Origin of the sequence: Marinobacter flavimaris (assembly GCF_045057155.1) — a bacterium.
GTDB classification, from domain to species: domain Bacteria; phylum Pseudomonadota; class Gammaproteobacteria; order Pseudomonadales; family Oleiphilaceae; genus Marinobacter; species Marinobacter manganoxydans.
Genome location: NZ_CP171359.1, coordinates 260077 through 281259, shown reverse-complemented (window position 1 = coordinate 281259; position 21183 = coordinate 260077). Strand labels below are relative to the sequence as shown.

Sequence of the window (21183 nt, the reverse complement as noted above, 5' to 3'; positions counted from 1 at the left end):
AACAAACCTTTTTTTGGAGACCACGCCATTATCACGCAATCTGACGATTTTCCATTGGCTCCCGGGTACCCATGATGTGATCAAACCAGGGTTTGGTCACGCACCAGTTGGCATTGGGGTTGGGTCCCATATGATGATCATAGTGCCAGGGCAAGTTCTTTCTCGCCCATTCCGGGTCCAGATGTGAGCGCTTATGTACCCGGTAGTAATTCCAGGCGCTGTAGTAGAGAGTACCCACAAAAAAGGGTGCGAATGGCAGCAGCGGGGTGACTGCTGCAGCCCCCGCAACGAGGGCAGCCACCTCCTTGGTTTGGGCATTCCAGGTCAGGGGCGGTCTGCGATAGTCGTCATCCAGGAAGCCATTTCGCCGGACATTTCGGTGATGATCGTGCCAGTGAAACGACCAGAAACTTGCCCGGTTCCGGCCCAGCTCATGAAGAACGTGTTTATGGAATACCCATTCCACGCCATTGGCGGTCAAAAGACCCAGTGGAATACCAATCATGGTGTCCTCCTTTTATTGTTTTCGGAACACTTGGTTACACATTCATCAGGAAACGCCTTTTTGGCCGCGAATTCCATGACTCAAACGCCGGAAAAAGCACCCATAAATCCGATAGAAAAGTCATTGACAACCCGAAGGTTAATTTTTATCCACCTAACTCCATGATTCGCAAGGGCACTTACATCGCGTCACAAAAGTTCAATACAAACAACGACACTACTGCCATTTTTTAACGTCATGTAGAGCTTTTCTGCATAGTACAAACCGGCAGGATGGGCTATTGTTGGACTATAGGAACTCACTGGATAGCGATCATGGTAGCCCCGGGTATGCGGCGTTCTGAAAGTAGAGAAAAAACAGGTTCTGGATTCAGACGGTCTCTTTTGGCATCCCTCACGGCCCTTGCCGTGATTACCACCCCGTCCGTTGTGGTCGCCGAAGACGATAATTCCGGTTTCTCGGGAAATCGCCTCTGGACGAACCAGCTTCAGGATTACGCGCTCAAGTCCCTCCAAAATGAAGACGCCATGAGCATGGCCGCCATTCCGCTGAATGGGCCCGGCATCAATCAGTACATCAATGCCGATGCGCTGATGAGCCCCGGTTCCATCATGAAGCTGGTGACAACCTTTGCGGCGCTGGAGGTTCTCGGGCCCAACCACCATTGGGATACCGATTTCCTGACCGACGGTGTCATGGTCGGCGACACTCTCAAGGGTAATCTCTACGTCCGCTTCGGAGGCGATCCCAAGCTCACTATTGAACGCCTCTGGACCACACTGGGTGAGCTTCGCAGCATGGGAATTACCAGAATTGAGGGCGACCTGATTCTTGATGGCACCTACTTTCAGGTAGACGGTGGTTTTCCTGCGTTCGAAGACAACGGCGATAACCCCCACGCGCCCTTCCTGGTAGAACCTTCCGCCTACCTGACCAATCTGAACCTGATGCACTTCCAGGTGCGCGCCGACGAGCGCGGCACCCAGGCCTGGAGCACGCCTTCCCTGGGCGAAGTGGTCATCGACAACCGCGTGGTTGCCACCGCCGAGGGCCCCTGCCCGTCGCGACGAAACTTCGAATGGGAGCCCATAATTCATGAAGACCATCGGGTGACTGTGCGGGTAACCGGCGAGCTGCCCCAGGGCTGCCGGAGCACCACCTACCTGTCGCTGCTGCCCCATGAGCAGTACAGCGCCTCGTTGATCCGTTCCTTGCTGGCAGACCTCGGGGTCGTGGTCTCGGGCGGCGATCTGAACGGAGTCACGCCGGAAGATGCACGGCTGGTGATGAAAACCACCTCGCCAGACCTGGTAACCATGGTGAGAGACATCAACAAGTGGAGCAGCAACGTCATGGCGCGCCAGCTGCTGCTCACCATTGGCGCCGAGAACCGCCTGGAAGATGAGAACGATGACCGGGTTGCCGGCATTCGTGTGATCTATGACTGGCTCGAAGACAAAGGCATTAACACCGCCGGCATGGTGATCGACAACGGCGCCGGTCTCACCCGACACGGCCGCATTACCGCCCGCCAGGGCGCACAGATCCTGCAACATGCCTGGAACAGCTCTTACTCGGCAGACCTGATGGCCTCCATGCCCATTATTGCGATGGATGGAACCATGGCACGCCGCCTGCGCAATACCGGCATGGACGGCGAAGGGCGCATAAAGACGGGTTATCTGGAAAACGTAAGGTCGATCGCCGGATTCACCCGCGACTCAAATAACACCACCTGGGCCGTCGTAGGCATGGTCAATAATGATCCGGCCTGGAATGGCCAGGCCGTGCTGGACCGGATTCTGTATTCGCTGCATTTCCGGCCGCCGACCGGGACTGCGATTTCACATGCATCTTCCGGCACTTCTGATACCAGTATTCAATAAAAAAGCCGGCTGAAACAGCCGGCCCAGCAGTCATGCTTTGAGCAACGAAACAATGCTTCGACTACTAGTCGACTGCAAAAATCACTTTGTCGATCACATGAATCACGCCGTTGGACGCCTCAACTTGGGCTTCGGTGACGTTGCTGCCCTCGATAACCAGAGCGTTGTTTTGTATATCAACGTTCAAAGTGGTGCCAGCCAGGTTCGCTACCGTACCGCCATTCGAAGCGTATGCCGTGAGAGAGTCTATCGTTGTTCCGAGAATATGTTGCTCGAGAATGCCTGGCAGATCTGGGCTGGCAAGCAATTGCTCTGCCGTAAGACCCTGATCAGCTAACAACGTTGCAAAGGCGGCATCTGTTGGCGCGAACACAGTCAAGGCCGCATCCGGGTCCGAGGCTGCAGCGACCAGATCGGTAGCGCCCATTCTTCCGCTTGCTTCTAGGAGTGCATCTAGCAGAATTGTGAACTCAGCATCTTGTTCAGCGTTTGCGAGCGCCGTTACGATCTCCGCAATCGTTGAATCTGTATCACTGAGATCGCTCGGTGGGGGAAGAAGTACTTTGTCGATTAGGTGAATAACACCATTAGTCGCATCGACATCAGTTACCGTTACTCGAGAGGTGTTTACGTATAATACGTTTTCACCACTTTCCTCAGAAATTGAAAGCGCGACGTCTTTACCGTTCACTGTTGGAACGAGACTTTCTGCAGGAGCGTTTTGAGCGACGCTAATAGCAGAGTCTGCCTTCACTTCACCTACTGACGTTGCGAGCACGTGGTAAGGCAGAACCGCGTTTAATAACGCTGTGTTGGCCAACAACTCTTCAGCCGTGATACCCAAGTCATCTAACAGAGCTTGAAAGGCAGCGTCTGTCGGCGCGAACACGGTTAACTCGTCATCTCCACCAAGTAGTTCAGCGATAGTCGGGTCTGCTGCAAGAACGGCCTCTTCAAGGATCGTCGTGTTTTCATTTTCAACGGCGATTTCCAGAATAGTTTGCGTTGCAGCATCTGCTGAGTCGTTATCATCGTCATCAAGCCAACACCCGGACAGCATAACACTGCCCGCCAAAACCATCGGTAAAGCGTATTTTGTATTCATTGTTTCAACTCCCCACTTGTAGAGGTTGTTTACCAGGATTTGAGTGGTTCGAACCTGCACAAATTCAGTCCTTGAATCATGCGTCAATGCATGTACGGGGAGTCAGAAAGAACGGATTTGCATCTTTTAACATTTAAGCTTACATCTGTACGCAGTCAGTGAAGTCTGCGAATGGTGAACTCGGTCATCTTCCCGGCAAGCGGAGCGATGAAGGTTACCAGAGGGAAAGCAACGGCCCAGGCGACCAGGAAAGCCGGCTCCTATCTGTAGTGGAACTCACTGTCGATGCCCGTATTGATGAAAGTGATCACTCCGGACATCAGCAGGGACATGATTCCGGACATGTAAAAGCCGAAGATCAGCTGGTGTAGACGTGAAAGTCTCATTTTGCTCATGACTTCTCCTGAACAGTGCTCCAGCGTTCCTCGGAGCAGCATCTGAAAGGCGTGATATGTCGTACACTGTTAACCAATAAGCGCCGAATGATAGTGAGCTTGCAACCCTTTTTCGATACGCCTTTTTACCAGGACAGGTGAGCCATGGATACCGGTCACGAGAGCGCAAACAGTTTTGCCAAATCCTTTGTTCTCATTCTAGTGCTGGCGTTTGGTCTGGTTGGCTGCAGTTCGACCAAGGTAGCTTATCGATATGCGGACTGGGGAATCGTATGGTGGGTTGAGGATTATGTTTCGCTTACCGCCGACCAGAAGCAGCAACTCAACAACGATATTGCACAACTACGACAGTGGCATTGCAGTGCCGAGCTGCCCCGTTATCAGGCCTGGCTGGATGAACTCGAGTCTGACGTATCTAACAACCCGCCCGATCAGGCCACTGTCGAATACCATCAGCAGCAGCTTTTCAGTTTCTTCCCGAGTCTTCTGGAACGGGCAACCCCGGTCGCAACAAACCTTCTCTCCAGCCTGAGCGATGAACAGGTACAGGAGTTGGCGGACAACATGGCGCAAAGCCAGCGGGAAATGGAAGAAGAATTCCTGGCCGATTCCCCGGAGGCGACAGCCGAGGCCCGGGCCGACAGAACCGCAGAGCGGGTCGAACGTTGGCTGGGGGAGCTGAACAGCGAGCAACGAAACATCGTGCGGCAATGGTCAGCCAATCGAGGCGCCCAGACTGAAATCTGGCTGCAGGGCCGCAGGAACTGGCAAGTGGCACTACTGGAAATACTGGAAGGAAGAGACGAGCCCACGTTCGAGGCGGAACTGGAATATCTGATTCTCAATTCCGAGGAAGTGCGGGGAGAGGCCTACAAAGCCATGATGGCGGAGAGTCGCGTAGCCATGGCGTCCCTGATGCATGATCTGATCCTGGCGGGTGACAACACAACACTGGCCCATCTGCAGAATCGGGCAGTAGAGCTCAACAACGACTTTGAAGCATTGACCTGCTCACCGGCCTGATATCCCGGACGAATTGAACCAGGGGCCGGATGAAGACTTTCATCTGGCCCCTGCCTGCCCTGAGACTACACTTAGATCGTCAGGTAACCACCATCGGCGTTGATGCAAGCGCCTGTGGTATAGCTGGAAGCATTGGAAACCAGGTACAACACAGTACCCGCCATTTCACTTGGATCCGCCACCCGCTTCATGGGTATGTGAGCCATCGCCTGCTTCTTAATGGCTTCGTTCGTAGTCAGGGCGCTGGCAAACTTGGTATCGGTCAGCCCTGGCAGCAGCGCATTCACGCGGATTTTCTGCTGACCCAGCTCCATGGCAAAGGACTTGGTCATGGAAATCACGGCGGCCTTGGTGACCGAGTAGATGCCCTGGTAGTGGCCCGGATTTACACCGTTCACGGACGCCACGTTCACAATCGAGCCGCCACCGGCTTTCTTCATCATCTGGGCGCCACGGGCGCACATGAAGAAATAGCCCCGGATATTCACATCCACGGTCTTGTTGAACGCTCCCAGGTCGGTGTCCTCTACCGGCCCGAAGTAAGGGTTGGCGGCAGCGTTGTTCACCAGAATGTCCAACTTGCCGTGGGTTTGCTCAATGTGCCCCCAGATACTTTCAATCTGGTCCATATCACCAATATGGCAGGCGTAGGCTTCGGCGCTACCACCGGCATCCCGGATACTGCTGGCAACGGCCTCGCAACCGTCAATCTTGCGGCTGCTTACGATCACGTGGGCGCCATACTCGGCCAGAGTCCGGGCAATACTCTCGCCAATGCCGCGGCTGGCACCGGTAATCAGGGCAACCTTGCCAGTCAGATCAAACAGATTCTTGCTGCTCATTCGTTCACCTCAATTCGCTATCGGAATGTCACCAGGGCGGGATCATCCGCTTCCAGGTGGCTGTAGTTATTAAAAACGGCCAGGCTGCGCCGGGGGCCTGAATAAAGGACCCGCGACACACTGGTGTTGGCGATCACCTCGTTCAGACCGAGTGCCCGGGCGTCATCAAGACCGAGCAGGTGCTGGGCGATCACGGAAATCGGCCCGCCGGAGGTCGCCACCAGCACATCGCCGCCATCGGCGTAGTCAATCATTTCCTCGAAGGCCGCCATAACGCGGGCCTTGAAGTCCGGCCAGCTTTCCTCGTACTCGTGGTCAAACTCGCCCGAGGCCCAGCGATGCACCGCGTGCACAAAGGCCTCCTGGAACGCTTTGGCCGGTTTGGGAAACGCCTTGAGGTCCCGCGCCATCACCGCGCGGTCACTCCACTCCGGGCGGTACCGGGCCACCACAGTGGTGTGATCAAACTCGTTGAAGCCGGGAACCACCTGCATATCGGGCAGTTTGGATCCGTACCCGGTGGCGATGGCTTCAACGGTTTCCCGGTGGCGTTCCAGATCGCCTCCGAAAACCGCTGCCGGTTCCACTTTGCCCGCCAGCCAGCGGCCAAGCACCCTACCCTGCTCCCAGCCCGTGGGAGACAGTTGATCGTAGTTTTCTTTCCCGAAACTGGCCTGGCCGTGACGAACCAGATAAATCGTCGCCATTACAGGGAGCTCTCCGCAATCAACCGCTGGCAGCGCTTTTCGAGATAATTAGCGGCATGGCCAAAGGCGGCGAAACGCTTGTCCTTGGTCTGGCCATGGTAGAAACGGTAATAGATCTGCTGGATGATCACTGCCAGCCGGAACAGGCCGTAGATCTCATAGAAGTCGAAGTTGTCGACCTTGAAGCCGGACTGCTCCATGTAATATGCCACCACTTCCTTGCGGGTAAGCATGCCCGGGCGATGGGTCGGTTGGCGGCGCAGCATCTGGAACGGGCCTTCGTCGTCCGCCTCAATCCAGTAGGCCAGGCTGTTTCCAAGATCCATCAGCGGATCACCGATGGTGGCCATCTCCCAGTCCAGTACGCCAATAACCTCGAACGGGTTGTCCGGGTTCAGCACCACGTTGTCGAAGCGGAAATCATTGTGGATCACCACCTGGGCAATGTCGTCGGGCATCTTGTCATTGAGCCAGCTCATTACCTGCTCAAAGTCACCCACATCGTCGGTGCGGGCCTTGCGGAAACGGTCGCTCCAACCGCCAATCTGGCGCTGAACGTAGCCCTCGCCCTTGCCCAGCTTGTCCAGGCCTGCTGCCTTGGCATCCACACGGTGAAGATCCACCAGTTTGTCGATCACGTTCAGGCAAAGCTTACGGGTATCGGCTTCACTGAGCTCGAAATCCTTGGGAAAGTCCTGGCGCAGGATAATGCCCTTCAACCGTTCCATCACGTAGAAATCGCAACCCAGCACGTCGTGATCATCGCAAATGGCAATGATGTTGGGTACGTAGGGATAAACCGGTTTGAGCGCCCGCATGACCTTCGCCTCACGCAGCATGTCGTGGGCAGACTTGGCAATCTTGCCAAACGGCGGCCGGCGCAAGACGTAGGACCGGTCGCCGTAATCCACCTGATAGGTCAGGTTTGAGGCGCCACCCGGGTATTGACGAATCTCTGGCTCGCCTTGCAGATCCGGGATCGCCTCTTTCATGAACCGGTCTACGGCGCCAGTGTCCAGCTCCTCGCCTTCCCGGATGTCCACGGCCTCGTCGATCTGGGTCATTCAGGACTCTCCTTTTGAATCTTCAGTTTAAAACAGTAAAAAAACCGCGCATTCAGGCCTTGCTGCCACCCATCTTGCTCATCCAGCGCTTGCTTTCCTGATGCATCAGCCAGTCGAAAGCCTTGGGCGCATGGCGTTTGAGCATCCACATGCGGCGCTCCTTGGCGTGGGGCAGTACCCAGAAGCTCTTGTTGTTGACCGACCGGAAAATATCCTCGGCCACGTCCTCGGCGGTTACCGTGGAGCGCTTCATCAGCTTGTTCACGTTCTGCTGAATGCCGGGGATATCTGAACGCATGCTGCTGGTCAGATTGGTCTGGAAAAATGCCGGGCATACACAGCTCACATGAATACCGGCATCCCGAAGTTCCTGGCTCAGGGTTTCAGACAGGGCAATTACCCCGGCCTTGGTCACATTGTAGCTATCCATCAACGGCGCCAGCATCAGCCCGGCCATGGAGGCCACATTCACAAATGCCCCGGAGCCCTGCTGCTTGAACTGCGGCGTGAACGCCTTGCAGCCGCGAACCACACCCAGCACGTTGATATCGAGAATCCACTCCCAATCCGCCATGGTGGTATCTTCAATGGAACCGGCAGAGGCAACGCCAGCGTTGTTCACCACCACATCAACGCCACCCCATTTCTTCACAAGATCATCGCGTACCTTTTCGAAATCGGTCAGGCGTCGAACATCGCACTCAACGAAGTAGCCCTCGCCTCCGGCTGCGGTAATCTCTTTCTCAACGCCAACACCCTGCTCCGGATTAATGTCGCCGATGCAAACTTTGGCGCCTTCTTTGGCATAACGCAGTGCGATGGCTCGGCCAAGTCCGCTTGCGCCACCCGTGATGAATACTCTCTGTGTCATGGTGATTCCCGTTGTATCGAATTTTTAGTCAGCTTAACTCACAGGTATACGAGAGTGGGCGGGGCTGGCCTTCTGAAACTGTGCGGAGCCATGGATGGCGTAGCCAAGCGTACATGGACGTATTCACAGCGTGTTTCAGAAGGCCAGCCCCGCCCGCTCCAACACCGAGCTATCAGTTCTTGTACTTCCGGAGCTCCAACCGGGCAACCATAGCCCGATGTACCTCATCAGGCCCATCGGCCAGACGCAAGACACGAGCATAGGCGAACAACTGAGTCAGCGGGAAGTCATCGTCGCTGACTCCGGCACCACCGTGAATCTGAATGGCCTGATCCACAATGTTCTGCAACATGGACGGAATCACCGCCTTGATCATGGAGACCTCCTGAAGCGCCCCCATGATGCCCTTCGTATCCAGTGCCCAGGCGCATTTCAGCGTGAGCAGACGCGCCTGCTCAATGGCCATGCGGGCATTGGCAATGATATCCGGATTGCCGCCCAGCTTGGCGATCGGACGCCCGAAGGCCTCACGAGTCGTTGCCCGCTTGATCAGAATCTCCAGCGTGCGCTCCGCTGCGCCGATGGCCCGCATGCAATGGTGAACTCGTCCCGGCCCAAGGCGACCCTGGGCGATCTCGAACCCGCGGCCCGGACCGGCAATGAAAGCGCTCTTGGGCAACCGGACGTTGTCGAACAGAACCTCGCCGTGGCCATAAGGCTCGTCGTATTCACCGAATACCGGCAGCATACGCTCGATCTTGACCCCCGGGGTATCCAGCGGCACCAGCACCATCGAGTGGCGACGGTGCTTGTGGGCATCGGGATCCGTCAGCCCCATGAAGATGGCAACCTTGCAATCAGGGTGTCCGATGCCGGTACTCCACCATTTGCGACCGTTCAAAACAACTTCGTCGCCTTCAATAACGGCGGTGGCTTCCATATTGGTGGCATCGGAGGAGGCTACCGCCGGCTCGGTCATGCAGAAGGCGGAGCGAATCTCACCACTGAGCAGCCGCGGCAACCACTCGGCTTTCTGCTCCTCAGAGCCGTAGTGAATCAGCACTTCCATATTGCCCGTATCCGGCGCGTTGCAGTTGAAGATCTCCGGCGCAATAAAGCTGCGCCCGGTTTCCTCGGCAATCAGTGCGTAGTCGGAGTTCAGCAGGCCGCAGCCGTATTTTTCGTCCGGGAAGAACATGTTCCATAGGCCCTGGGCTTTGGCTTTCTCCTTCAGCTCCCGGATGATCGGAAGCACAACCCAGCGGTTATCCAGTGAGGCAAGCTCCTTGTGGTACTGCTCTTCGATGGGAAAAATCTCATCCTTCATGAACTGCTTCACGCGGTTGAGATAATCCTGGCCTTTCTCGGAAATATTGAAATCCATCGCCGTCTCCTCGCTAACGGTTGCACGGTGGCGTGCACGGAATCATCACGTTGAGACCAGTCTAGGGATAACTTAACTATTACGCGACTGAATTATTCTTATCGTTTATTATTAACCAAACTTATTCAAATTCTCCAGAAACGGATCCCGCTCATGGCCCTCAACCGCCTGGACCTGAACCTGTTGCACGTGTTCGACACCATCTACCGGGAGGGAAGCCTGACTCGTGCAGCCAAGTCACTGCATCTCACTCAGCCGGCTGTCAGTCATTCCCTGTCGAGGCTAAGGGACCATTTTGACGACCCCCTGTTTACCCGTCAGGGCAACCAGATGGTGCCAACACCACTGGCCCGGCGGTTCCTTGAGTCCATGCGACCGGGGCTCACCCAGATCCAGGGCGCGGTAAACCAGTTTCATGCCTTTGATCCGGCCACCCAGCGTAAAACCTATTCGCTCGGGCTACGTGACATTCTGGAATCGACCTTCCTGCCCCGCCTGATGGCGCGCCTGGACGCCTATCCGGAACTGGAAATTGTCAGCCAGAGGATCGCGAGGCGCGACATGGAGACGCAACTGGCGGCCGGCAAACTGGATTTTGCCGTGGATGTGCTGTTGCCCGTGAGTAACCAGACGTCCCACGAACTCCTGAGGCGCGACCGTCTGGTGGTTCTGGCCCGGGAGGGGCACCCGCTGGCAACAGAGTCGCTGGATATGGAAGGGTACCTGTCCGCAAAACACGTGCTGGTATCCTCGCGGACCGAAGGACCCGGGATTGAGGACTTTGAACTATCGCGACTGGGGGTACAACGGAGTATCCGCTTGCGGTGTCAGCACTACTATGCCGCCTGCAGAGTGGTGGAAGAGACCGATCTGCTGCTGACCATGCCGGAAGCTTACGCCAGAATTATCGCCGAGCGGGCCAACATCCGGATTATGGATCCGCCGGCGGACCTGCCGTCTATCGACGTGCACCTGTATTGGCACAAGGCTTACGAGCGGGAGCCGGCGCTGATCTGGTTCCGGGAGCAGTTGAAGGCAATCAGTTGAGCCTCAGTAGGCGCCAACCACCATCAGGAAACCGAAGAATCCGATAGCCGTGATCCCCAGGGACGCCATTACGATGCCGAGGCCCCACCAGACGGCGGCACCATCGGATATCTCCACATCGTGGCCCCTCAGGGTTCGGTAGAAAGCCCAGGGGCCCAGGACAAATGCACCAACCACCGCGAATACCAGTCCGACGCTGATACCGGCAAAGGTCCAGGTGGCCAGAACCATGGCCCGGTCTTTGACCTGGTCGGTGACACCGTGGTGCTCAAGAAATTTCTTGCAGAAAAACCAGATCAGAGCGAACAGGATGATGACAAAAACCAGTCCGCCGACAATGGTGATCATTCGGTATAGCAAGGTGTCGTTCCTGTCAGTTTAGAGGCCCGTCAGGCCGGAAACACGGGCTCCGGGAGGCACTCGAACCCCGGTTTGGCGAATAGATAGCCCTGGTAGAGATTGATCCCCTGGGAGCGCAACCAGAAGTATTCTTCCTTGGTTTCGACGCCCTCAGCAATGATCTGGCCGCCAAGCTGAGTCATCATGGTAATGATGCCTGCAACAACGGCCTGCTTGTTCGGCTGCCGATCAATATCACGGATCAATGCCATATCCAGCTTCAACAGATCGGGCGGACTGGCCATCATGACATTGTACCGTGAGAAACCGGCCCCGAAATCATCAATGGCTGTGCTGAAACCCATCTCCTGATAAGCCTCGATAATCGACACGAGGTGGTCGACAGATGTGGAGGTCAGTTGTTCGTCCTCAGTAAGCTCGAAAATGATTTTCCGGGTATCAAAATTGTAGGTCTTGGCAGCCGCCAGGGTCGTGCGAATACAGTACTCGGCCCGGTACACCGCGTTGGGCATAAAATTAATGCTGAGCATCGGCTCCATGTTCAGCCTGGCGGCAAGCTTGACCGCCTTGACCCGACAAACCTGATCGAAGGCGTAGCGATTCTGCTCGGTTACCTTCGAGAGGACACTCATCGCCCCCTGACCCTCGGTGCCTCGCACCAGCGCCTCGTAGGCGTAAACAGATTTGTTGAGAACGTCAACAATGGGCTGGAACGCGAAGGTAAAGGAAAAATCCAACCCCTCTCCACATGCACATTGCTCGCAACGAGACTCGTCAAACAGTACGGCGGGTTGGTTCACTTCAACTCCTGAATTCACTTCTGGCGGTTTTGCTATGTTTATATGGCGTATTTTTCACCCAATATAGCCGCGATCCCCTCCCCGGTAAAACCACTTTCTGGTTAAAGCGTGTCAAACGGTGGCATCCCCTGCCTACATGACTAAACTGGGGTTTGTCGTTTATACGTGTCTGTCCACAAAAGGAGTTTCCCTAATGGCCCAAACTACCCGCATCGCTGTAACCCCGGGCGACGGCATAGGTCCTGAAGTGGTTGCCGAGGCTGTGCGCTGCCTCGAGACCCTGCGCGCCAAACACGGCCTGGACCTTGAGTGGACTCGATTCCCCTGGCCATCCCACGCCTGGCACGAGGAGCATGGCGAATCCATGCCCGCGGATGCCCTGGCGCAGTTACAGAAGTACGATGCCATCCTTCTGGGTGCCCTTGGCGATCCGGGCCCTATGGACGATCCGGACCGATACCTGCTTCCAGACAGCATCTCACTGGCGCCACTGCTGGACATGCGCAAAGGGTTCGACCAGTGGGTCTGCGAACGTCCGGCCCGGCTTCTGCCCGGTGCCCGCCAGTACCTGGCCGATGAGCGCGCCAAGGACATCGACATGCTGGTGATTCGGGAAAACTCCGAGGGTGAGTACGTCAGCCAGGGTGGACGTCTGCGCAAGGGCACGCCGGATGAAGTGGCCACCCAGATGGAGGTGTTCACACGCAAGGCAACCGACCGGATCATCCGCTATGGGTTTGAACAGGCCCGAAACCGCGCCGCAGACCGGGTTTCGGAGGGTCGCACACGGACATTCAGGACCCTGGATGGCAGAACCTGTGAAAGCCAGGTGTGCCTGGTCACCAAGCGCAATGCCTTGCGCTACTGGGGCGACATGTACACCGAAGCGTTCGAGGAGATAAGCAAGGACTACCCGGACGTGGCCACGCATCATGAGCTGGTGGACGCGGCCTGCATGAAGTTCGTGCAAAGCCCCTGGGCCTTTGACGTGGTCGTCGCGAGCAACCTCCAGGGGGACATTCTTACCGACCTAGCTGCGGTTCTGTCAGGTGGCATGGGCGTGGCACCCTCCTGCAACCTGAACCCGACGGATCCGGATATGCCGTCCATGTTCGAACCTACCCATGGCAGCGCACCGGATATTGCCGGCCAGGGCCTGGCTGACCCCACCGCCATGCTCTTTACCGCCGCCCGCATGCTCGAGTGGCTGGGCCGCAAGGACCCTGCCATTGCCGCAGCTGGCAAGGAGCTGTTCGATGCAGTGGCTGCAGACCTTGCCGAAAACTCGGGCAGCCGACGAGGCACCCACGAGATCGGCTCTGCAATCTGCGAGCGGCTGTCCCGATAGATCAGGGTTACTGGTCGGCCATGACAAATTCGAGCCGGCCAGGCGCTACCCGCACATCTACCGGCATCATACCGAACATACGCTGGGCGAAGTCGGTTTCGTCCAGTCGGTACACCGGCATGGTCTCCAGCATCTGGGCAACCAGCCGCATGACCGTATCGGTTACAGGCTTCAAATCCCCTTTGAAGAACGGAGAGTCAATACTGCTTTCAAGAAGCTGCAACCGCCGTATGAAGATGGCTTTCTCGGTGCTGTCGTAAACCGGCGCCCCTTCGACCTTCAAGGCAATGTCCACGGGCAGCTTCGTCATCAGCGCATTCAGTGCCACCTGACCTCTCACATCGATCACCGCCACATCGCGACCATCTGGCCCAAGGGTAATGTCGGCGTCGTCGAGACTCAGACTCAATGGCGAACCACTATTCAGCTGGTTGCGGTCGAAGTCGCGAACCACATCCTGAAGGTGCCGTTCCAGCTCGCCTTCGGAGATGGAATAGGGCGACAGACTGGCGCAACCGCTGGCGAGCACCAGCAGCAGGGCCAGAAGCGCACGGAGGGCGTAAATCGGCGTTCTATTCATTTTCGGCCCGGGCCTCGACATGAGGCGTAAGAGTGTCGTCAAAAACCACGTGTATCAAGATGGGTCTGCAGCAGACCTGGCAATCCTCGACATACTCCTGTTCCGGTACCGACGGGTCGACGCTGACATCCAGCGTCTCCCAGCAGTACGGGCACTGAATCAGTACCGAATCCAGGGCGGACATGGCATCACCTCAGAACTGTTGCTTGGCCATCCAGGGGATGACGCGATCGAACGCCTCTTCCAGCTTCTCGCAGGTCGTGGAGAAACTGATCCGAACGGCGTTGGTGCATCCCTCGCCAAAGGCGTCACCGGGCACCATGCAGACGCCGGTTTCCTTCAGCATTCGCAAGGCCAGATCAGAGCCATCGACATGAGGTGGAAGGTCAGGGAAAGCAAAGAAGGCACCGCCAGGCTTATAACCGGTCATGTAGGGGGTCTGATCGACCAGCTCGACCACCTTGTCCCGGCGCTCACGGTAGATATCTACCATATCGCGAACGCACTGCTGGTCACCGGTCAGTGCAGCGACGCCGGCAAACTGGGACGGCGTGTTAGCCACGGAGGTGGTGAACATGTGGAAGCGACGCAGAGACTTGATGGCCGCCTGACTGGCAATCACCCAGCCAACCCGCAGACCTGCCATGCTGTAGGTTTTTGAAAAACTGCTGATGCACATGATGTTGTCCAGATCCATCGAGCAGTTCAGCACGCTGGCGAAGTCTTCGTCATCAAAGATCAGGTGGTCGTAGACTTCATCGGCATACACCTGAATTCCCCGATAGGCACATTCCTCCAGGATGGTCTCCACGGTGCTACGCGGGTAAACCGCCCCGGTCGGGTTGTTGGGGTTGTTCAGGATCAGCGCATAAGTCCTGGGCCCCATGGCCTTGATGACCTCATCCGGATCCAGCTGGTGGTTATTCTCTGCCCGGGTCTGCACAAACTTTACTTCACCACCGTTCATGCGAATCAGGGGCGCATAGAGCAAAAACGACGGGTCCGTCACGATAAACTGCCGCCCGGGCGCAGAGGTGGCTGAAATAGCCAGGTACATGGCTTCTGTAGCGCCGCTGGTGATCAGGATATTGTCCCGGGTCAGTTTCCGGTTGTAGCGCTTGCCGTAGTAGTCGCGCAGGGCAACCAGCAATTCAGGCAGGCCGGCATCCATGGTATAGCCGGTCTGCCCCGCGTTGAGCGCATCGATGTAGGCATCGATGACGTGCTTTGGGGTCGGCAGATCAGGCTGACCGATGGAAAGATGAATAACATCCTTCATGGTGGCCGCCATATTCACCATGCGACGGATACCCGGCACCGGGATCGCCTGCATGGCAGGGTTCCAACTGGCCTTGGTTTTCCGGTACTTCACTCTACGCGGTTTTTCCTGACCAGTTTCTTTGTTGGCGGCTTCTGCCATAAACACCTCCTGCAAACGGGGCAAATAAGATCTACCCCTGCAGGTTAGTCAGTATGGATGGCCTCTACAAGACAAAAAATCATATAGATGATGTACGTGAAAGTACCGCCATCAACGCTGTGAGCGGAAATTCCGGTGCCTCGCAAGTTGACCCGACAGAGCCTGCCGACCAGACTGTTATTACCCCTCGGGGCAACGACCAGTTCAACGAAGTCATTCATCAAAAAGGCGGAGGCTCAATGACTCAGCACAGCAAACCTGTTGTTACCGTTCTCACCGCGCCGGGAGAGCAGGAACCGCCGGGAATGGACGCAGTCAGGGCCCGCGCCGATGTGCGCTTTGCCTGTGACGAGCCCACCCTTCGCGACACCCTGCCGGGCACCGATATCATGATGGTGACGGACTTTCGCACGGAGGCCCTCGCGGCCGCCTGGCACACCGCAGACAAGCTCCAATGGATTCACGCCACAAGTGCCGGCGTCGATGCCCTGATGTTCCCGGATCTGATCAGGGGCGATGTAACCGTCACCAACGCGCGGGGCATTTTCGACCGTACCATTGCCGAATACGTGCTGTGCACCATCCTCATGTTCGCCAAGGATTTCCCGAATTCCATCCGGCTGCAGATGAAGCACCAGTGGAAACATCGGGACACAGAGCGGGCAGAGGGCAAGCAGGTTCTGGTTGTTGGCGCAGGCTCGATCGGCCGGCAGATCGGCCGCCTGGTCGGCGCTGCCGGTTTAAAAGCACACGGCATCGCCCGCAAGCCCAGGAAGGAGGACCCCGATTTTGTGGCGGTACACGGCAATGACGATCTTTACGAGCAGCTCGGGCATGCGGACTTTGTAGTGATTGCGGCGCCACTAACACCCCAGACCGAAGGCCTGTTTGACGAAAAAGCCTTCAAGGCCATGAAAAATTCCGCCCGTCTGATCAACATTGGACGTGGCCCGATCGTCAAAACCGATGACCTGATCACGGCCCTCGAAAATGGCGAAATTGCCGGCGCAGGACTCGATGTCTTCGAAGAGGAACCGCTGGCGGAAGATCATCCGCTCTGGGACATGGAGAATGTCACCATGACCGCCCATATGGCCGGCGACTTCATCGGCTGGAAACGTGCACTGACGGATCAGTTCCTGGAGAACTTCGACCGCTGGCACAAGGGTGACGAGCTGTTCAATTTGGTCGACAAGGAATTGGGTTACGCTGGCAGCAAATAACCGTGCCCGGCACTCATCCAAAAACAAAACGGGAGCCAAAAGGCTCCCGTTTTATATTCGAACCATCAAAACCAATCAGCTACCAGACAAGGACTGATCCGATGGATCAATCTCCATCTGCTGGATCGCAATCACCGCCTGAGTGCGGTTCCGCACCCCAAGCTTCCGGAACACCGCCGTGATATGGGCCTTGATGGTGGCTTCCGACACATCCAGATCATAGGCGATCTGTTTGTTCAGAAGCCCCTCGGCCAGCATACCCAGCACCCGGAACTGTTGAGGCGTCAGCGATGCCAGCTTCTCGGAAAAGTCGGTGGCATCTGAATGCATTCGCTCGATCTTGTCGGCCACTCCCTGCGGCAACCAGACGTCGCCTTCCAAAACCGCCTGAATCGCCTCGGTAATGGTTGGCAGCGGCGCCGACTTCGGTATGAAACCGGAAGCACCGTAGTCAATCGAGCGACGCATTACCTGCAATTCCTCGGATCCTGACACAACCACCACCGGCAGCCCCGGGTACTGGCCTCGCATGAAGACGAGCCCCGAGAAGCCGTGGGCACCCGGCATATTGAGATCCAGCAGAACCAGATCCGCATCCGGGTGCGACTCTACCGCCGCCTGCAGTGCCTTGATGCTGTCGACTTCCACCGTCTCGGCATCGGGCACCGCCTGACTGACCGCCTGCTTCAATGCTGCGCGAAACAGCGGGTGATCATCAGCGACGATAATTGTTTGTGCCATTCAACAGATTCCTTACAGGTACATGGCCTGGTAACACACAGGCGTTACTGGTTCGCACGACCGCTGATCAGGTCATCGACTACACCCGGATCTGCCAGCGTAGAGGTATCACCCAACTGGTCGTGCTCGTTAGCGGCAATCTTACGCAAAATACGCCGCATAATCTTGCCAGAACGCGTTTTAGGCAGTCCAGGTGCCCACTGGATCACATCTGGAGAGGCGATGGGGCCAATCTCCTTGCGCACCCACTGGACAAGCTCTTTCTTCAACTCGTCAGAAGGTTCCTGTCCATGTACCAGTGTTACATAGACATAGATGCCCTGACCCTTGATGTCATGCGGATAGCCAACAACGGCAGCTTCTGCGACCTTCTCGTGGGAAACCAGGGCGCTTTCGACTTCGGCGGTACCCAGACGGTGACCTGACACGTTCAGAACATCGTCGACACGACCTGTGATCCAGTAGTACCCGTCTTCATCGCGACGGGCGCCGTCACCGGTAAAGTACATGCCCTTGTAAGTGCTGAAATAGGTCTGAGCGAAACGCTCGTGATCCCCATAGATCGTCCGCATCTGGCCCGGCCAGCTGTCCAGGATGACGAGGTTACCCTCGGTCTTGCCCTCAAGGATGTTGCCGTCATTGTCTACCAGTGCCGGCTGAACACCGAAGAACGGCACCGTGGCTGAGCCGGGTTTCAGATCAATCGCGCCCGGCAGCGGGGAAATCAGGATGCCACCGGTTTCAGTCTGCCACCAGGTATCCACGATGGGGCACTTGCTGTTGCCGATAACCCGGTGGTACCACTCCCAGGCTTCGGGGTTGATCGGCTCGCCCACGGAGCCCAGCAGTTTCAGGCTTTCACGGGTAGTGCCGTTCATGCAGGACTCGCCTTCCGCCATCAGGGCACGAATTGCGGTCGGAGCGGTGTACAGGATGTTGACCTTGTGCTTGTCGACAACCTGCCCCATACGAGAACTGTCCGGATAGTTGGGCACACCCTCGAACAGAACGGTGATGGCACCGTTAGCCAGCGGGCCGTACAGGATATAGCTGTGGCCTGTGACCCAGCCGAAATCGGCAGTACACCAGTACACGTCGCCTTCATGATAATCGAACACGTACTCGTGGGTCATGGAGGCATAGACCATGTAGCCACCGGTGGTATGCAGAACGCCCTTGGGCGCACCAGTGGAACCCGAGGTATACAGCATGAACAGCGGATCTTCGGCGTTCATCGGCTCTGGCTGGCAGTCGGCAGAGGCGGACTTCATCAGGTCTTCGTAACGCTCGTCGCGGGCGTCATTCCAGGGCACTTCGGAATTGCCGGTCCGGGTAACAACCACCACCTTCTCGACATTGGCGGCATCTTCATTCTTCAGGGCCGCGTCCACGTTCTTCTTCAGCGGAATCTTGCGGCCGCCACGAACGCCTTCGTCAGCGGTGACTACGAAGCGGGATTTGCCGTTCACAATCCGGGCACCAAGCGCTTCCGGAGAAAAACCGCCGAACACCACGGAGTGAATCGCGCCGATACGTGCGCAGGCCAGCATGGCGACGGCTGTCTCAACAATCATCGGCATGTAAATGGTGACAACATCACCCTTCTTCACGCCCAGACCTTTAAGGACGTTGGCGAACTTGCTGGTTTCCTCGTGCAGTTCGCGATAGGTCACGTTGCGTGAATCGGCGGGATCATCGCCTTCAAAGATGATGGCTGTCTGGTCGCCGCGCTTTTCCAAATGACGGTCCAGGCAGTTGGCTGAGGCATTCAACTGGCCATCTTCGAACCATTTGATGGACAGATTGTTGTAATCGTAGGTCGTGTTTTTCACCTTGGTGTAAGGCTTGATCCACTCAAGGCGCTTGCCGTGCTCACCCCAGAAGGTATCCGGGTCTTCGACTGACTGACGATACATTTCTTCATACTGTTCCCGGTTCAGAAGGGCCTGTTTGGCCACTTCCGGGCTTACCGGATATACCTGTTTACCAGTCATTGTGCTCCCCCTTTAGTCAGAGTCTGTTGTCATTGTCGGTTTTGGAATTCAGACGTTGAGGCCTCTCCGGCCCTTTAGACGGATAGTGGTAGTTCACCATGCTAGCCACTACACAATGAATTAGACTAACGTCCTAATCCGCCTGAACTTTTAGCCCAAAAAGGTCGGTAACCCGCAAGAAAACAACGGTAAATTGCGCCGAACGAGAAGCTTTTTAAAGGATAGTTGGATTGGAGCCGATGGCAAACCCGGGAAGGAAACGACCACGCATAAAAAAGCCCGGTCGTTGCGACCGGGCTCCTGGGTTCACGCTGCCTTTTTTCGGGCCTTGGCAGAGCGCAGGCTGTAAACCTTGCGCTCCTTGAGGGCGTATCGGTTCAGGCCTGCCAGGTGGATCTTGCGCAGATAGACCGACCAGTCAATCTGGCGGGCATCTACCGGGAACAGCACCTTGTCCAGCTCACCCATCCTCGATGCCAGGGCCAGCAGATCATCATTCCTGAAGATATAGTCTGGCGCGGTGTAGAAACCGAAAATGGTCGCCAGCGAGCGTGTCGTGTCCAGATTCCGGAGCACTTTCAACTCGCGATTCTGGCCCAGCATGCGCAGAACCTTCCCGGTAATGCTCAGTGGAATGCGCACCCCACCTACGACGGCATCGAAAAGTCTGCGATTGACTGCAATGAAGGGTTTGGTCGGCTGTCGGTAGAACAGCTGATCGTATTCGGCGAAGTTGGCTTTGGATTCCGCCATAAGGTGGTCAATAAACTGCCCAAGGGAAACCGGGTTGGAGCTGCCACTGCAACACTGGTAAATCCGGTGACGTGGCGAATCAGCAACGGCTTCAGCCGCCGCCAGGATGATGGCATTGGCCACCAGATCCACGGGAATAACATCGATGACCCCAGCGCGTTTGCCAGGGAAGAGCGTAACCTTCTCGCGGGCATACGCAAGGATAATGGCATCCGCCACCTTCACGCCTTCAATCCAGCCTGGCGCGGGTTCCTCGAGTGCACTTTCAATAATGGATGGGCGCACAATGGTCAGTGCCCGCCCGGACAGGGCCTTGAGCAGGAGTTGCTCACCGAGCCACTTGGTAAAGGTATAGGTATCACTCCAGCCATAATGGTTGGCTTCACGGATGCCAAGGTCCACCAGCTTCTTTTCCAGTGCCTTGCCGGAGTATCGGGAACGCACGTCCGCTATCTTGTCCTCCAGCAGCCGGACAAGTTCTTCGATCTCATAGTAACCTTCAGTGCTCCGGGGTATGGCCTCACCTGCCGGCTTGATCACGGTCTCCGTGATCTGTCCGGAATTCATGCCGTTTACATAGCAGGTGGAAACCTGCAGCACCGCCAGCGACTTGTTCTGTCGCGCAAGCTCGGCCACGTTGTCGAGGCAACGGGTATTGATGGCAAGCGCTTTATCGAGCTCTTCCCGGAAGTTCACACTGGCTGCGGAGTTGACAACCACATCGATGCCGCCAGCCAGCTTTCGGAAACGGTCAGCGGACAGACCAAACAAAGGCTCGGTCACTTCCCCGGTTACGCAATGCACACGATCTTCAATAAAAGTTTCGAAAGCCTCGTTGTCGTCCTGGCGAAGACGATCGAAGACTGACGACGTGGCGATCTCCTCAAAAAAACGATCCCGCGCATCGGGGTGACGTTTGTTTCCACGGATCAGCAGATGAATGCCGCCTATGTCCGGAACGGCGCGAATGAGCTTTTCCAGAACCACCTTGCCGAGAAAGCCCGTGGTGCCGGTAATCAGAACGTGCTTGCCCCGGAGCCGCTCAAGTACTTTTGATGACGCCTCGGGATTCAGCTGCTGTGTTGCCATGGGAGAACTCCTTCTCATTTCAATTCGTTGTCGCCGCATACCCGCC

General features: G+C 56.5%; 20 protein-coding genes and 1 pseudogene. 5 read left to right on the top strand and 16 right to left on the bottom strand.

Annotated features, from left to right (window positions below):
* Nucleotides 1-31: 31 nt before the first annotated feature.
* Nucleotides 32-505 carry a sterol desaturase family protein gene (locus ACGK9W_RS01470; RefSeq protein ID WP_041645015.1) on the bottom strand — a complete coding sequence of 158 codons (474 nt, stop codon included), beginning with the start codon at nucleotides 503-505 and terminating at the stop codon, nucleotides 32-34.
* A gap of 329 nt (nucleotides 506-834) precedes the next feature.
* Between ACGK9W_RS01470 and dacB the strand changes: the two genes are divergently transcribed.
* Nucleotides 835-2391 (top strand): D-alanyl-D-alanine carboxypeptidase/D-alanyl-D-alanine-endopeptidase, encoded by a 1557-nt coding sequence (gene dacB / locus ACGK9W_RS01465; protein WP_405418835.1) that lies wholly within the window; start codon nucleotides 835-837, stop codon nucleotides 2389-2391.
* A 64-nt stretch (nucleotides 2392-2455) separates the two neighbouring features.
* On the opposite strand, the gene ACGK9W_RS01460 is transcribed toward dacB, so the two are convergent.
* Together ACGK9W_RS01460 and ACGK9W_RS01455 are read right to left on the bottom strand one after the other, a co-directional pair.
* Nucleotides 2456-3496, bottom strand: a complete 1041-nt coding sequence (locus ACGK9W_RS01460; RefSeq protein ID WP_008176092.1) for a fasciclin domain-containing protein — start codon at nucleotides 3494-3496, stop codon at nucleotides 2456-2458.
* Between the two features lie 155 nt (nucleotides 3497-3651).
* A pseudogene (locus tag ACGK9W_RS01455) lies at nucleotides 3652-3840 on the bottom strand (DUF2798 domain-containing protein).
* Nucleotides 3841-4035: 195 nt separating this feature from the next.
* Here ACGK9W_RS01455 and ACGK9W_RS01450 point away from each other — a divergent pair.
* Entirely contained in the window at nucleotides 4036-4914 is an 879-nt protein-coding gene (locus ACGK9W_RS01450; RefSeq protein ID WP_008176096.1) for a DUF6279 family lipoprotein, read from the top strand.
* A 71-nt stretch (nucleotides 4915-4985) separates the two neighbouring features.
* Here the strand turns inward: ACGK9W_RS01450 and ACGK9W_RS01445 are convergent, their stop codons facing one another.
* The 5 genes from ACGK9W_RS01445 to ACGK9W_RS01425 all read right to left on the bottom strand — a co-directional run bounded on the left by ACGK9W_RS01445 (nucleotide 4986) and on the right by ACGK9W_RS01425 (nucleotide 9782).
* A complete protein-coding gene (locus ACGK9W_RS01445) occupies nucleotides 4986-5756 on the bottom strand; it encodes an SDR family oxidoreductase (RefSeq protein ID WP_008176098.1) in 771 nt (256 codons plus the stop codon).
* Between the two features lie 17 nt (nucleotides 5757-5773).
* On the bottom strand, nucleotides 5774-6463 hold the full coding sequence (locus ACGK9W_RS01440; protein ID WP_405418832.1) for a histidine phosphatase family protein: 690 nt from the start codon (nucleotides 6461-6463) through the stop codon (nucleotides 5774-5776).
* A complete protein-coding gene (locus ACGK9W_RS01435; protein WP_008176102.1) occupies nucleotides 6463-7527 on the bottom strand; it encodes a phosphotransferase family protein in 1065 nt (354 codons plus the stop codon). The genes ACGK9W_RS01440 and ACGK9W_RS01435 overlap by 1 nt, the downstream gene beginning before the upstream one ends.
* Nucleotides 7528-7579: 52 nt before the next feature.
* Nucleotides 7580-8398 (bottom strand): SDR family oxidoreductase, encoded by an 819-nt coding sequence (locus tag ACGK9W_RS01430; protein WP_053114653.1) that lies wholly within the window; start codon nucleotides 8396-8398, stop codon nucleotides 7580-7582.
* Between the two features lie 172 nt (nucleotides 8399-8570).
* Nucleotides 8571-9782, bottom strand: coding sequence for an acyl-CoA dehydrogenase family protein (locus ACGK9W_RS01425; protein ID WP_405418829.1), 1212 nt, complete (start codon nucleotides 9780-9782; stop codon nucleotides 8571-8573).
* Between the two features lie 153 nt (nucleotides 9783-9935).
* On the opposite strand from ACGK9W_RS01425, the gene ACGK9W_RS01420 reads away from it, so the two are divergent.
* Nucleotides 9936-10829 (top strand): LysR family transcriptional regulator, encoded by an 894-nt coding sequence (locus ACGK9W_RS01420; protein ID WP_104270190.1) that lies wholly within the window; start codon nucleotides 9936-9938, stop codon nucleotides 10827-10829.
* A 3-nt stretch (nucleotides 10830-10832) separates the two neighbouring features.
* On the opposite strand, the gene ACGK9W_RS01415 is transcribed toward ACGK9W_RS01420, so the two are convergent.
* Together ACGK9W_RS01415 and ACGK9W_RS01410 are read right to left on the bottom strand one after the other, a co-directional pair.
* On the bottom strand, nucleotides 10833-11189 hold the full coding sequence (locus ACGK9W_RS01415; protein WP_227499699.1) for a hypothetical protein: 357 nt from the start codon (nucleotides 11187-11189) through the stop codon (nucleotides 10833-10835).
* A 29-nt stretch (nucleotides 11190-11218) separates the two neighbouring features.
* Entirely contained in the window at nucleotides 11219-11989 is a 771-nt protein-coding gene (locus ACGK9W_RS01410; protein WP_175497333.1) for an EAL domain-containing protein, read from the bottom strand.
* A gap of 193 nt (nucleotides 11990-12182) precedes the next feature.
* On the opposite strand from ACGK9W_RS01410, the gene ACGK9W_RS01405 reads away from it, so the two are divergent.
* Entirely contained in the window at nucleotides 12183-13337 is a 1155-nt protein-coding gene (locus ACGK9W_RS01405) for an isocitrate/isopropylmalate dehydrogenase family protein (RefSeq protein WP_053114650.1), read from the top strand.
* 7 nt (nucleotides 13338-13344) lie between these two features.
* Here ACGK9W_RS01405 and ACGK9W_RS01400 read toward each other — a convergent pair whose 3' ends face one another.
* The 3 genes from ACGK9W_RS01400 to ACGK9W_RS01390 are packed head-to-tail and all read right to left on the bottom strand — an operon-like array spanning nucleotide 13345 to nucleotide 15337.
* Entirely contained in the window at nucleotides 13345-13917 is a 573-nt protein-coding gene (locus ACGK9W_RS01400) for a DUF1439 domain-containing protein (protein ID WP_053114649.1), read from the bottom strand.
* Nucleotides 13910-14101 carry a CPXCG motif-containing cysteine-rich protein gene (locus tag ACGK9W_RS01395; RefSeq protein ID WP_008176119.1) on the bottom strand — a complete coding sequence of 64 codons (192 nt, stop codon included), beginning with the start codon at nucleotides 14099-14101 and terminating at the stop codon, nucleotides 13910-13912. The genes ACGK9W_RS01400 and ACGK9W_RS01395 overlap by 8 nt, the downstream gene beginning before the upstream one ends.
* A gap of 9 nt (nucleotides 14102-14110) precedes the next feature.
* Nucleotides 14111-15337, bottom strand: coding sequence for a pyridoxal phosphate-dependent aminotransferase (locus ACGK9W_RS01390; RefSeq protein ID WP_008176120.1), 1227 nt, complete (start codon nucleotides 15335-15337; stop codon nucleotides 14111-14113).
* Nucleotides 15338-15576: 239 nt separating this feature from the next.
* Here ACGK9W_RS01390 and ACGK9W_RS01385 point away from each other — a divergent pair, with 239 nt between their 5' ends.
* On the top strand, nucleotides 15577-16560 hold the full coding sequence (locus ACGK9W_RS01385) for a D-2-hydroxyacid dehydrogenase (RefSeq protein ID WP_169702130.1): 984 nt from the start codon (nucleotides 15577-15579) through the stop codon (nucleotides 16558-16560).
* A gap of 75 nt (nucleotides 16561-16635) precedes the next feature.
* Here ACGK9W_RS01385 and ACGK9W_RS01380 read toward each other — a convergent pair whose 3' ends face one another.
* The 3 genes from ACGK9W_RS01380 to ACGK9W_RS01370 all read right to left on the bottom strand — a co-directional run bounded on the left by ACGK9W_RS01380 (nucleotide 16636) and on the right by ACGK9W_RS01370 (nucleotide 21137).
* A complete protein-coding gene (locus tag ACGK9W_RS01380) occupies nucleotides 16636-17301 on the bottom strand; it encodes a response regulator transcription factor (RefSeq protein WP_008176124.1) in 666 nt (221 codons plus the stop codon).
* Between the two features lie 44 nt (nucleotides 17302-17345).
* Nucleotides 17346-19295: an acetate--CoA ligase gene (acs, locus tag ACGK9W_RS01375; protein WP_053114647.1), complete on the bottom strand. Its 1950-nt coding sequence runs from the start codon at nucleotides 19293-19295 to the stop codon at nucleotides 17346-17348.
* Between the two features lie 306 nt (nucleotides 19296-19601).
* The gene (locus ACGK9W_RS01370; RefSeq protein WP_092030262.1) at nucleotides 19602-21137 is read right to left on the bottom strand and encodes a fatty acyl-CoA reductase; all 1536 of its coding nucleotides are present in this window, start codon (nucleotides 21135-21137) and stop codon (nucleotides 19602-19604) included.
* Nucleotides 21138-21183: the final 46 nt, after the last annotated feature.

Coding starts and splice junctions, on each gene's coding strand:
- ACGK9W_RS01420 (WP_104270190.1), top strand. CDS start 9,936: ATGGCCCTCAACCGCCTGGACCTGAACCTGTTGCACGTGTTCGACACC.
- acs (WP_053114647.1), bottom strand. CDS start 19,295: ATGACTGGTAAACAGGTATATCCGGTAAGCCCGGAAGTGGCCAAACAG.
- ACGK9W_RS01380 (WP_008176124.1), bottom strand. CDS start 17,301: ATGGCACAAACAATTATCGTCGCTGATGATCACCCGCTGTTTCGCGCA.
- ACGK9W_RS01370 (WP_092030262.1), bottom strand. CDS start 21,137: ATGGCAACACAGCAGCTGAATCCCGAGGCGTCATCAAAAGTACTTGAG.
- ACGK9W_RS01435 (WP_008176102.1), bottom strand. CDS start 7,527: ATGACCCAGATCGACGAGGCCGTGGACATCCGGGAAGGCGAGGAGCTG.
- ACGK9W_RS01390 (WP_008176120.1), bottom strand. CDS start 15,337: ATGGCAGAAGCCGCCAACAAAGAAACTGGTCAGGAAAAACCGCGTAGA.
- ACGK9W_RS01400 (WP_053114649.1), bottom strand. CDS start 13,917: ATGAATAGAACGCCGATTTACGCCCTCCGTGCGCTTCTGGCCCTGCTG.
- ACGK9W_RS01395 (WP_008176119.1), bottom strand. CDS start 14,101: ATGTCCGCCCTGGATTCGGTACTGATTCAGTGCCCGTACTGCTGGGAG.
- ACGK9W_RS01425 (WP_405418829.1), bottom strand. CDS start 9,782: ATGGATTTCAATATTTCCGAGAAAGGCCAGGATTATCTCAACCGCGTG.
- ACGK9W_RS01470 (WP_041645015.1), bottom strand. CDS start 505: ATGATTGGTATTCCACTGGGTCTTTTGACCGCCAATGGCGTGGAATGG.
- ACGK9W_RS01460 (WP_008176092.1), bottom strand. CDS start 3,496: ATGAATACAAAATACGCTTTACCGATGGTTTTGGCGGGCAGTGTTATG.
- ACGK9W_RS01385 (WP_169702130.1), top strand. CDS start 15,577: ATGACTCAGCACAGCAAACCTGTTGTTACCGTTCTCACCGCGCCGGGA.
- ACGK9W_RS01405 (WP_053114650.1), top strand. CDS start 12,183: ATGGCCCAAACTACCCGCATCGCTGTAACCCCGGGCGACGGCATAGGT.
- ACGK9W_RS01430 (WP_053114653.1), bottom strand. CDS start 8,398: ATGACACAGAGAGTATTCATCACGGGTGGCGCAAGCGGACTTGGCCGA.
- ACGK9W_RS01450 (WP_008176096.1), top strand. CDS start 4,036: ATGGATACCGGTCACGAGAGCGCAAACAGTTTTGCCAAATCCTTTGTT.
- dacB (WP_405418835.1), top strand. CDS start 835: ATGCGGCGTTCTGAAAGTAGAGAAAAAACAGGTTCTGGATTCAGACGG.
- ACGK9W_RS01445 (WP_008176098.1), bottom strand. CDS start 5,756: ATGAGCAGCAAGAATCTGTTTGATCTGACTGGCAAGGTTGCCCTGATT.
- ACGK9W_RS01440 (WP_405418832.1), bottom strand. CDS start 6,463: ATGGCGACGATTTATCTGGTTCGTCACGGCCAGGCCAGTTTCGGGAAA.